8 protein-coding genes and 1 pseudogene are annotated in these 12,546 nt (G+C 46.0%); 6 read left to right on the forward strand and 3 right to left on the reverse strand.

Annotated features, from left to right (window positions below; all coding sequences use genetic code 11):
* Positions 1 to 17 precede the first annotated feature (17 nt).
* Positions 18 to 1,073, reverse strand: coding sequence for a [citrate (pro-3S)-lyase] ligase (gene citC / locus AACQ42_RS06345; RefSeq protein WP_164996739.1), 1,056 nt, complete (start codon positions 1,071 to 1,073; stop codon positions 18 to 20).
* A 284-nt stretch (positions 1,074 to 1,357) separates the two neighbouring features.
* Between citC and citS the strand changes: the two genes are divergently transcribed.
* From citS to AACQ42_RS06375, 6 genes and pseudogenes are all read left to right on the forward strand, one after another.
* On the forward strand, positions 1,358 to 2,698 hold the full coding sequence (citS, locus tag AACQ42_RS06350) for a citrate/sodium symporter CitS (protein ID WP_017048253.1): 1,341 nt from the start codon (positions 1,358 to 1,360) through the stop codon (positions 2,696 to 2,698).
* Positions 2,691 to 3,060 (forward strand): annotated as a pseudogene (locus tag AACQ42_RS06355) (OadG family protein). Before citS ends, AACQ42_RS06355 begins: the two are co-directional and overlap by 8 nt.
* 17 nt (positions 3,061 to 3,077) lie before the next feature.
* Entirely contained in the window at positions 3,078 to 4,892 is a 1,815-nt protein-coding gene (gene oadA, locus AACQ42_RS06360) for a sodium-extruding oxaloacetate decarboxylase subunit alpha (RefSeq protein WP_094165803.1), read from the forward strand.
* A gap of 15 nt (positions 4,893 to 4,907) precedes the next feature.
* Entirely contained in the window at positions 4,908 to 6,209 is a 1,302-nt protein-coding gene (locus AACQ42_RS06365) for a sodium ion-translocating decarboxylase subunit beta (RefSeq protein WP_094165804.1), read from the forward strand.
* A 70-nt stretch (positions 6,210 to 6,279) separates the two neighbouring features.
* Positions 6,280 to 7,986 (forward strand): ATP-binding protein, encoded by a 1,707-nt coding sequence (locus AACQ42_RS06370; RefSeq protein ID WP_088732984.1) that lies wholly within the window; start codon positions 6,280 to 6,282, stop codon positions 7,984 to 7,986.
* 2 nt (positions 7,987 to 7,988) lie between these two features.
* On the forward strand, positions 7,989 to 8,672 hold the full coding sequence (locus AACQ42_RS06375) for a response regulator (RefSeq protein ID WP_017048248.1): 684 nt from the start codon (positions 7,989 to 7,991) through the stop codon (positions 8,670 to 8,672).
* A 13-nt stretch (positions 8,673 to 8,685) separates the two neighbouring features.
* Here the strand turns inward: AACQ42_RS06375 and AACQ42_RS06380 are convergent, their stop codons facing one another.
* Together AACQ42_RS06380 and AACQ42_RS06385 are read right to left on the reverse strand one after the other, a co-directional pair.
* Entirely contained in the window at positions 8,686 to 8,958 is a 273-nt protein-coding gene (locus tag AACQ42_RS06380; RefSeq protein WP_017048247.1) for a hypothetical protein, read from the reverse strand.
* Positions 8,959 to 9,351: 393 nt separating this feature from the next.
* Complete coding sequence (locus AACQ42_RS06385; protein ID WP_094165805.1) at positions 9,352 to 12,240, reverse strand: Ig-like domain-containing protein; 2,889 nt, start codon at positions 12,238 to 12,240, stop codon at positions 9,352 to 9,354.
* Positions 12,241 to 12,546 lie beyond the last annotated feature (306 nt).

Genomic DNA, 12,546 nt, shown 5'->3' on the forward strand with positions numbered 1-12,546 from the left:
CAGTGTCAGCACTGCGCTCATACCGCTAACAGTTGCGGTGCGGCCTGTAGCGAATGTTCCGCATAATTCTGACAAAGGTAGGAATAAGTCGTTTTCGGCACGAGATCGACAATCGCGGCAACGCCAAATTGTTTGAGCAAGTAACGCACGCGCGATGCGGAGATCGGCTGCGAGGCTTGCTGACTGCGCTCAATTTCCACTACTTGGATCGGCGCACTGACATCGTGCGCTTCTTTTAGCCAGCGGCGCATGGCTTGGTTGTAGTTACGCGTCACCGTACAAATCGGCTCACTGCCGACAAAGCGGTGCGTAATGCCAAGGGCAGGTGCTATTGAATGGCGGAAAATACTTAAATCCAGCGCAGTATGGGATTGATTGACCACTTGCTGATCTTTAATAAAATAACTAGGGAAGGTCGCGCGCGAAATAATATAATCCGAGCCAGAATGAATAGTTAAATTCAATAAGTGTTTACTGCCTGCCTTAATCATGGCCATACGGTCAGCGTAAGAGAAATCTTTATTCTCTGCTTTTACCACAAATAAATGCACCCAATCACATTGTTCACAGGCTTGTTCAATTAAATATTGATGACCTAAGGTAAATGGATTGGCATTCATCACAATACTGCCAATTTTACGCCCAGACATTTTTAATAAATGCAACTGTTTGCAATAAACCGCAAGACGATTTGGGCTATTTTCTAATAAAGCAATATGCGGTTCGACTTTATCGACTAAGAAAAAACCGCACTGTCGGAATAAATCTATATTGGTCGGCTTAGTGAATAGAAATAGTGAAAAACACCCTATTTCATAAGCGAAGTTGGTTAATTCGGTCATCAATTTGAGCGCAAAACCGGTCCCTTGCAGCGCAGGAGAAACCGCGATGGACTTCAACACATGCCCCGCAATTCCACCGCAAGCGATGATTTGGTTTGTACCGTAAGCCACCACAAAATGCTCAACATCCTCATCAACCGTGAGCTGATGCTGGCAGAGAAACTCTTTGATCTGCAAGAGCTTGGTTTTATTCTTGCTTGAAACTCGCGAGAAGGTGTAAATATCTACCATGGTCGGCTTCCTCACCTATTTTTTCTGACTTTATTATCTAAATTAAGCCGCAAAGGTTTAATGAGGGTAATCACTTTATTTCCCGTGGTTAACGCTCTTTATGGTTTTAATGAATTTAATTTTTATATCTTTAATTTTAAATTCTATTTATCTATCTAAAATTTAAATCATAAAAACCATTGAGATTTTTAAAGCCACTGGTTTGAATGACTATTTTCACAATTATCACTGACTATTTTATTTAATGTAGTAAAGGTCTTAATAACCTCATTGGACATAAAAACATGAACGAAAAAACCCTATATTTAGATAAAAAGTCCGCAGGTGGATTGAATCTAAGCCAGATAAAAATATTTGGCACTCCACTCCCTTTATTTTTATTTTTACTGATCACTGTATTAGCCGCCCATATTACTGACACTTTACCTAGCGGTCTGGTCGGTGGTTTTTCTTTTATGTTTGTCATCGGCGCGATATTTGGCGAAGTTGGCAAACGCCTACCTATTTTTAATAAATACATCGGCGGTGCACCGGTAATGATTTTCTTGGTTGCTGCTTGGTTCGTCCACATGGGCTGGCTCAGCGACCGTGAAATAAAAACCGTGACCGAAGTGATGGATAAGAGCAAGTTCTTGGATCTGTTCATCGCAGTACTCATTACTGGCTCCATTTTGGCGGTCAACCGTAAACTACTGATCCGCTCTCTAGCCGGTTACATTCCGACCATTCTGGCTGCGGTTGCCGGTGCGGCGATATTTGGTATCGCTATCGGTCTCGTATTTGGTATCACTCCTGATCGCATCATGATGCTGTATGTGCTGCCGATTATGGGCGGTGGTAATGGCGCAGGTGCAATTCCACTTTCCGAGATATATGAATCGGTCACTGGTGGTTCAAAAGAACAATACTACTCAGTAGCGGTCGCCATTTTAACTATCGCTAATATAGTGGCTATCATCGTAGCTGCTGCTCTAAACATTATTGGTGAAAAGATCCCATTATTAACTGGCAATGGCGAGCTAGTACGCAGCTCAAAACTAGACGTCAATGAAGAAGCCCAAAATCTTAATATCACTCACCGTGAAATTGCGATTGGTTTAATGCTGGCCGCATGTGTGTACACCTTCTCTTACGCTTTATCGAAAGAAATTCTGCCCGGTTTTGGCTCGATTCAGATCCACACTTTTGCTTACATGGTGGTGATCATCGCCATCCTTAACGCGGCGGGTTTGTGCAGTGATGAAATCAAAGAGGGCGCGAAACGCCTGTCGAATTTCTTCTCAAAGCAGATGCTGTGGCTATTGATGGTCGGCGTTGGTATTGCTTACACCGATCTGGCGGAAATCATCAATGCCTTAACCTTTACTAACGTGATTATTGCCACTGTTATTGTACTTGGGGCGACTTTGGGTGCTGCTTTAGGTGGTTGGGCGATGGGCTTCTATCCTATTGAATCCTCTATCACCGCAGGTCTGTGTATGGCTAATCGCGGCGGTTCTGGTGACCTTGAAGTGCTCGCGGCCTCTAACCGTATGAATTTGCTCTCTTACGCACAAATCTCTTCACGTCTGGGTGGCGGCATTGTGCTCGTTATCGCCAGCGTGGTGTTCGGTATGTTTGTTTAACTCTTTAACCCTTGCTCCTTGGGATTATTTGGCGCGCCTAGCGCGCCTCTTTTTTCTCCCTATTTTCAACCCTGTTTTTATCACTGGAAGTGACTATGCAATCAACCTCACTATTCCTCGAAGGGATTAATTTGCTGACCCTGGGGATGGGCTTTGTGTTCATCTTTTTGATTTTCTTAGTATTTGCAACTCGCACCATGTCGTACTTGATTGTACGTTTTGCCCCGCCTCAAGTACCAACCAAAACGGGCAATAAAAAAACACCAGCCAATAAGGCTAAATCCAAACAAAACCAAGGTGAGTTGCTCGCGGTGCTCACCGCCGCTATCCATCACCATAAAGCACAACAAAAATTATCTTAGTGAAGGAGAAATAACAGATGACTCAGGCGATTAAACGCGTAGGTGTAACAGATGTCGTATTACGCGACGCTCACCAATCTCTTTTTGCCACTCGCTTACGGATTGACGACATGCTGCCGATTGCGCAGCAATTAGATCAGATCGGCTATTGGTCTTTGGAATGTTGGGGAGGCGCGACTTTTGACAGTTGCATCCGCTTTTTAGGCGAAGACCCATGGCAACGCCTACGCTTGCTTAAACAAACCATGCCCAATACGCCACTGCAAATGCTACTGCGCGGACAAAACCTACTCGGCTATCGTCACTATGCTGATGATGTAGTGGATACCTTTGTCGAGCGCGCAGTGAAAAATGGCATGGATGTGTTTCGCGTATTCGATGCGATGAATGATGTGCGTAACATGCAACAAGCACTACAAGCGGTGAAAAAGATGGGTGCGCATGCGCAAGGCACGCTCTGTTACACCACGAGTCCAGTGCACAATTTACAAACTTGGGTCGACATAGCGCAGCAACTGTCGGAGCTGGGTGTCGATTCGATTGCCCTTAAAGATATGGCCGGCATTTTAACCCCGTATTCTGCCGAAGAGTTAGTCTCAACCCTGAAAAAACAAGTGGATGTCGAATTGCATCTGCACTGCCACTCCACTGCTGGCCTTGCCGATATGACCTTACTCAAAGCGATTGAAGCGGGCGTTGATCGGGTCGATACCGCGATTTCCAGCATGAGTGGCACTTATGGTCATCCAGCGACGGAATCTCTGGTCGCCACCTTGCAAGGCACGGGCTACGACACCGGGTTGGATATCGCTAAGCTCGAAAATATTGCGACCTATTTCCGCGATGTACGCAAAAAATACCACGCCTTTGAAGGCATGATGAAAGGCAGTGATGCACGTATTTTGGTGGCGCAAGTCCCGGGCGGTATGCTGACCAACATGGAAAGCCAACTCAAACAGCAAAACGCACTTGATAAACTCGATTTAGTGCTCGAAGAGATCCCGCGTGTACGTGAAGAGCTTGGCTTTTTGCCACTAGTGACTCCGACGTCACAAATCGTGGGTACACAAGCGGTGATCAACGTCGTAATGGGTGAGCGTTACAAAACCATCACCAAAGAAACCAGCGGAGTACTGAAAGGTGAATACGGTAAAACACCTGCGCCGGTCAACGTACAGTTGCAAGCCCGAGTATTAGCAGGTGCTGAGCCCATAACCTGCCGCCCCGCTGATTTGATTACTGCAGAAATGCCAACCTTGCAAGACCGCGTATTGCAGCAAGCCAAAAAGCAACACATCACTCTAGCCAAGAATGCGATTGATGATGTGCTGACCATTGCGCTGTTCGATCAAGTGGGTTGGAAGTTCCTCGCGAATCGCCATAACCCAGAAGCATTTGAACCCGCACCACAAGCAGCAAAAACTGGTGACGCCTCTCAAATGCCTACGGCAAAAACCAAAGCCGCGTCAGTGGAAAGTCAGTCCGTCGCAAGTAACGGTGTCTACACCATTACCGTCAACAACCAAAGCTATGTGGTGAAGGTAGATGAAGGCGGCGAGCTGACACATGTCGCGCCAGCAGCGTCGGCCAATAACGCACCAGTACCGAGTGCAGCAGAAGGTGAAAACCTCGCAGCCCCCCTTTCTGGCAATATCTGGAAAATTCATGCGGCAGCAGGTGATGAAGTGGCTGAAGGCGATGTCTTGCTGATCTTAGAAGCGATGAAGATGGAAACTGAAATCCGCGCCCCACGTGCCGGAGTGATCAGTGTCATTGAAGTCAATGAAGGCGATGCAGTACAAGTCGGCGACGCCTTGCTAGTACTAGCGTAATCAGGGACAAAAATAATGGAAAACGTTTTAGCTATGGTGCGTGATTTTGGCCTATTCCACCTCCAGTGGGGGCAAGCCATCATGATCCTTGTCGGTTTAGCGCTGCTCTATCTGGCTATTTTTAAACGCTTTGAGCCTTTGCTACTAGTGCCTATTGGGTTTGGTGGCATTCTCTCTAATCTGCCTGATGCAGGGCTTGCCATGTCGGCGATAGAAAATGCCTTGTATGCCGCCAAACCGGAAGTGATGACGGCCTTTTCAGAGGTACTGCAACTTAGCTCGTACATGCCTTTGGAGATTAAGCAAGCACTGAGTAGTGCAACGCCACTGCAAATGACCACCTTGCACTTGCTCGCCGAGCAGTATCAGTACAGCGATGGCATGCTTTATCTGTTTTACAGTCTAGCCATCGCCTCCGGAGTTGGCCCTCTACTCATTTTTATGGGCGTAGGGGCAATGACGGATTTTGGTCCACTGCTCGCCAACCCCAAAACCCTGCTGCTCGGTGCGGCGGCTCAGTTTGGTATTTTCACTACCGTACTGGGTGCATTGGCATTAAGCAGTTTAGGGGTGATGGATTTTAGCGTGGCGCAAGCCGCCGCGATTGGCATCATAGGTGGTGCGGATGGCCCTACGGCAATTTACGTCTCGAGCATGCTCGCACCTGAATTGTTGGGGGCAATTGCGGTCGCAGCCTACTCCTACATGGCGTTAGTACCTATGATTCAGCCGCCGATAATGCGTGCGCTGACCACGCAAGAAGAACGCAAAATTCATATGCATCAACTGCGCCAGGTACACAAGCTAGAAAAAATTGGCTTTCCACTGCTGTTACTGATTTTGATTGCGCTCTTACTGCCTTCTGCAACGCCACTGCTCGGTATGTTCTGCTTTGGCAACTTGATGCGTGAGTGTGGTGTGGTGGAGCGTTTATCCGACACAGCGCAAAACGCACTGATTAACATAGTGACTATTTTCCTTGGCCTATCAGTCGGTTCGAAACTGATGGCGGATAAATTCCTCCAGCCACAAACTATCGGCATTTTGGTGCTCGGTATTGTTGCGTTTTGTGTCGGTACTGCCGCAGGGGTTTTGATGGCTAAACTGATGAACCGTTTCTCCACCACCAAACTCAACCCACTGATTGGTTCAGCCGGAGTTTCTGCCGTGCCGATGGCGGCACGCGTCTCCAACAAGGTCGGGCTAGAAGCCAACGCGCAGAATTTTTTGCTGATGCATGCCATGGGACCAAACGTCGCTGGGGTCATTGGCTCTGCAGTAGCGGCAGGTGTTATGATCAAATATGTGATGGGATAGACATTATTGATTGGTGTTTCTTAGACTCCAATCAATAAGCCTCACTTATAGCAAGGATAGACTCGCCGGCATGAAAATATCACTAGCCCACTTTTTACACACCAAAGTCTGCCAGACTCTTTCGTTTCAGCAAAGGGTCGGTGCACTACTGGTTGCTATGGTAGTGATCCAGCTTTTGCTGGTAGCCGGCTTTTTCCATCAAACTCTTAGTGAAACCCTACAAGATCAGATCAGCACTAAGGCTCTGATTCAAGCGCGTGAGATTGCGACTGACCCCAATTTAATTGCCCTAATCCAACAAAATCGTCTCACCGAAGTACAGACTAAAATCGATCGCCTACAACGCATTTCAGATGCCAACTTTATTGTGATTGGCGATGCCAATGGTATTCGCATTGCCCATCCAGATGAGCGAAAAATTGGTTTACCCATGCAAGGCGGTGACAGCAGTAGAGCGTTAAAAGAGGGCGAATATTACACCTCAACCCAAAAAGGCAGCCTAGGCTGGGCAATTCGCGGTAAGGCTGCTGTTGTCTCACCTTCCGGACAGGTTCTGGGTGTGGTTTCTGTGGGCTATTTACTCGATCATATCAGTGATTGGCTACGCATTTACTCCTATCCAATGCTCAGTACTGTGGCCCTACTCATGCTGCTTTCTGGATTGAGCGCTTGGCTGTTTACCCGCCATATCAAGCAACAGATGTTCAATATGGAGCCGGAAGAGATCGCCATGAACCTCAACCTGCAGCAATCCATTCTACAAAGTGTGTATGAAGGAATAGTTGCGATTAGCTTGAAGGGTGAAATCCTTTCTGTGAACGCTAAGGCACTTAATATTCTTGGCATTGCCCACCAACCGAATCATCTGATTGGACGTAATGTTCAAGAGTTCATCACTCCGACTTACTTTTTCATGGGTGCTAGTCCGTTTGGTCAGTTAGCACAGCAAAACAGCACCAGCCAGCAAGATGAACTGATTAGCTGTAATGGTGAAACCTTGGTGGCGAACCGTGTGCCAATCAATTCAGGGCAACAGCAAATTGGTTGGGTGGTGAGTTTTCGTCGCCGCAACGACTTCAATACGCTGACTTCCCAGCTTAGCCAGATCCGTCAGCACAACGATAACCTACGCGTAATGAGTCACGAGTTTGCTAACCGACTATCCACCATCGGCGGCTTAATTCAAATCGGCGCATACGATGAAGCCGTCAAAACCATTCGCCGCGAAACCGCCGAGCAGCAGCAACTGATCGATTTCATCTCCCAGACCTTTCATCCCAAAGTGATCGCAGGATTACTGCTCGGTAAATACAGCCGTGCTAAAGAGCTAGGGCTGTGCTTGGAGTTCGACCCGATGTCACATCTACATCAAGAGCCGCAATGCATGACGTCAGATGAGCTGGCGGCAGTGCTCGGTAACCTACTGGATAACGCATTTGAAGCGACGCTAAAAAACCCAAACAACAATAAAACCATATCCCTGCTGCTGACCGATAACGGTGAAGAGTTGGTGATTGAAGTGGCAGATAATGGCAATGGCATTCCTGCCGACATTGCCCAAACCTTGTTTCTCAAGGGAGTGAGTAGCAAAAACCAGCAAGGACACGGTATTGGACTTTACCTTGTTCATCAATTTGTCACTCAGGCTCATGGTTCGATACTTATCGACAGTGCAGAGCCGCAAGGGACTATTTTTTCTATTTTTATTCCCAATCGACCCAAAACACTTGTGGCGGAAAACCACTTACCACTAGCTGAAGGGCATAATAAGAGCTGATTATGATGGAATTAATCGACGTATTGATCGTAGAGGATGAAACGAGCATTGCTGATGTGCACAGCTTTTATCTCAAACAAACTACCCGCTTTCGCCCTGTTGGCGTGGCACAAAGTATTAATGAAGCACGTAACATGGTGCGCATTCTCAAGCCTAAACTGATTTTTTTAGACAACTACCTACCAGATGGTCGTGGCATAGAGTTTTTAAAGGAGCTAACTCATCAACCGCAAGCACCAGATGTGATTTTTATCACTGCCGCTTCCGATATGGAGACAGTACGCGAAGCTGTTCGCTGCGGAGTATTTGATTACCTGTTAAAACCAATTGCCTATGATCGAGTGCAAAACTCGCTGGAGCGTTATCTAAAATACACTAGCTCGCTGCGCGCTAATGACAGCGTCAATCAGCGCCACGTTGATGAACTGTTTAATTTTCAGGCTAAAACTGAGCAACTCGATAGTTTACCCAAAGGGATAGATGAACTTACTTTGATCAAAATCCAAGAGATTTATCACCATGAACCACAAACCGCGTACACCGCAGAGTTGTTAGGACAAGCGATTGGGATCAGCAAAACCACCGCCAGACGTTATCTTGAATATTGTGTGGCCAGTGGTTTTCTGGAAGCTTGTATCCAGCATGGTCGGGTAGGTCGTCCTGAGCGGCTTTACCAAAAACGCTAACTACCGCTTTGATTTATAACGTGTAATGGAAGGGGAGCACTTCGGTACTCTCCCCTATTTCCAGCACCCCTTCTAAGTTGTCGCTATGACACTGACAAAGTGGGATCACAAACACCCCTTCTTCATCTTTATCGCATTTTACCAACATCGCCTGAGAAGACGGTGCTAAACAGTTAATCTCGGAACAAAACGCCTGACTTTCACGGCTAAAATGTTGCCAATACGCCAACCAATTCTCTCGCGCTTGAGCAGAAGCCAAATCTCTAGAAACCTTTCTAACTAACATCGCATCACCACTGTGGCTATTGAGTCGCTCTATTACAATGGATTTCGACTCGCCTGAGCATGAAGTAATTCAAAGTTCGCCGTAACGGAAAAAATCTTATTGGTTTTTATGTATTTATATAGCGATGAACGTTGAAGTAGTCGCATTGTAATGGCGTGGAGGGTAACTGGTTGCCTGGCCGAAAAATAGGAGCTGGGAACGACCAAATTTTAATTAAGAAAAATTAAATATTGTTATGTTTAATGCCGACATTCATGGAAATGATCAAAAATGTCGAATACGGTTCTCTATTTCAGCTTCGGCGATTCAGATTAAGTTGATGACGATGGATAAAAACACGGAAGGCACCATGGCCTTCCGTTATCTAGTTAACTCACAAAGTAACCATGCAGGCTACTTACTGACACTGATCATTTCGTTGAAGTACTCGACTTGCTGTTCCATGCTCAGACTTTGATTATTTGAACCCAACGCCCAGATAAAGAAACCACCGTAACCATTCTCTTTTTGCCACTTGGCACGGTTGAGGTTGTTTTCACGGCTCTCCACAAAATTGCCGTTTGGCCCCCACTGGCTATTGATCGTATTGCCCAAAACAATTTTCGACTTATCTCCAATGTATTGAGCGTAATTGGCCATCGCGACATCATAGAGGAAGTTTTGGCCGGCGTCATAGGTCATGACGTTGAAGAAGTCGAAATCGTTCTTGGTTGCTTGTAACAGATCGATCACTTCACCATGGTGAGACGAGCGACCTGATGGCTCAACGTAAGAACAATTTTCAAACACACTTGAATCCATGCATGCCACAGGATCAGCACCGACATGGTATGTGGTCAGCGACAACACTTTATTGTCTCCCACTTTTTGGCGTATCAGTTTAATCAATGCGGTTAGGTCTTGGTTCTCTTTATCGGTAATGCGCGCTGCTTTCTCGAAGTCGAAGTCAAGACCATCGATTTGCACATAACCCGCTAATTGGTACTTGCTGTAATCACATTGGCCATCACCACCCGTCGCAAGGCAGTCACCCACCACCTCTTCTGGTTTTAGGTTCTTCTTATAGACAGGGAAGGGTTTGTTGACCAATTCAACGAGGCCATTGGCCACCGCCTCCCGATTTGCATCGCTACCAATCGCAGACCAAATACTTTCATAAGTTTGACCACCAAACGCGACCATCATGGTGACATTGCTATTATCGTGTTTTAAGGTTGACCACGCTAAGTACTGAGATGGCATCCAATCTGGGTTGTAACTTGGTGGGGTTACCATGTCATCAGAAATCGTAATGTTACCGCTAGCATCCCATTTACCGAACGATAATAAATAACCGTCACCTTCAGAATTAAACAGTTTTTCATAATCGTTTAATCCCCAAGAAGTGAGATAACTAATGGCACGGTCTGGGTTATCGGCAAGGCCACCACCACCGGTACTCTCTTTCACTGTAATATTCGATGGGGCTGACATTTGCTCTTGATTGGCACTGTTGAGCGCCTTTGCGTAAATAGCGTAGTTGCCTGCTTGCGCTCCAATCCACTCATATTCATAAGGTGCTTCGGTGTCTTGATTCAGTACCTTGCCGTTGGCAATAAACGTCACGGACGTCACCTCACCTTCATAGCTATTAGCATCCGCTTTGATTGAGATCGCTCGGCCTTCAAAGAAGCTTGAACCGTCTACAGGGGAAGAGAGTGACACCAGCAGATCTTTATCAGTAATGGCAATCGAAATCGGTGCAGTTTGAGCACTTGCACCTTGATCGTCATACGCTGCAACCGTGAGTGTGTATTGTCCTTCAACTTGAGCAGGCACAGTGATGGTGTAGAGGTCGCCCGAAGAAGAGGTGGATGTTGCAACGACTTCGCCATTCAATTGAACATCGACACGCGCCACTTGGGAATCGTCGGTCGCCTCAACGACCACCTCAAATGGCTGATTGGGTGCTATTTTTTGTCCATTTTCTGGCGATTGAACATGCACTTCAGGAACAGGGTTAGGATCGCACTCACCAACGTCATTCCATGCATCTTTCCATGCATCTGGATAATTTGGATGCCCAGTACCTGGTGTCCATACTGGGTTACCACACCAACCTGCGATTTCACATGAGTAGATATGGCCAATATTGGTTACCTCATCTCCCACTTGATAGCTCACGCCATCTTGGTACTGAGCAACATCACCGCAACTACCACTCACATCAGTAACCGTAATCGTCAGATTTTTTTGTGTTACATGCCGTTCATCATCTTGCGCTTCAACACGTAATGCAGCGCTTCCGGCCGTTTGAGGGGTCCAGTCACAAGAGAACACTTGCTCTGTTTTGGCATCGATACTGCAAACTTCTGTGTCATTAGCAAAAAATTTAACGGTAGCCAGATCATTATCAGCATCGGTCACTTCAGCAGAGATCGTCAAACTTGTGCCTTGTGGGTGGGATGATCCCGCTTCTGGAGAAATGAACTCAACGACCGGAGGATTAGGCGCCGTCGATTCTGACTCGACAGAAACAGGCACGCTTTGCTCAGAGAGCTTATCGCCTTCCTCATTGAACGCGATAACTGAAATAGAAGCGGCTCCTATTTCTTTCGGTTGCCACACTTGCTGATATTCGGTGACACCTTGCTTTAATGGTTGTTGAGCAATTTTTTCTTGGTTAGCCCAAAACTCAAGCTTACCAGCGCTCTCACCATCAATACGAGCCATAATGCTGACGTCTGTGCCTGTGTATACCACTGAATTTGGCGCTGGAGAGAGAATATCTAGCGAAAAATCGGGCGGTGGTGTGATGCCCCCTTCCATTTTCACAATAACAGAATCTTCAAAAGCACTCAGGTTTTCCAATGAACCAGCAAAAGCGATCGTCAAGGAGAGTGATTCTGAGGAATTCAGAACGCTGTCAACCCAAGCACCTTCAGGAAATTTGAGCGCCACTGAATGGAGAATACCGCCCGCTTGAGCAGTATGAGATAGACTCCACGTAGGATGGGATAGCGCCGATGATTGCCAACCTATATCGTTAATCGCAACGGGTAATACAAATTCGATGACCGCATCGCGCATATCCGCTGACTCTGCTCCTGTATTTTTAATCGCTAAGGTGTAAGTGCTCCACCACTGCCCCTCTGACTCAGCGACCGCATCCGCGCTAAACTCAACAGCAATAGCCTGAGATATTGGGTTTAGCAATAGACCCGAAAAAAGCATGGTTAGGCCTAAGACCCGGTAATAGTTTTTGTCGGCCATTGAGACTGGCGTGTTTTTTTGATTAAACATTATTTTATACCCTCATATTAAATTTATAATATTCAGTATATTTATTAGCACCACCGTTAATAATTAACATCAACAATTTTAGATTAAAATATTTTTTGGAATGACAATCAATGTTTATTTAAAATCCAAATAATCAACATGAATACATTAAATTATATTGATAATATTTTTAAATAAATTAAAGACACGATACATTTGTTTTTCTATTCTAATTAATTTTCAACATGAACATTATATTTTCCATTTTTAGATATTATACATTACTCCAAGCAAAATATAACAACATGATAAGTTTCATCATATAAA

The organism is Vibrio sp. V12_P9A6T4, assembly GCF_963874835.1.
Lineage (GTDB): Bacteria > Pseudomonadota > Gammaproteobacteria > Enterobacterales > Vibrionaceae > Vibrio > Vibrio anguillarum.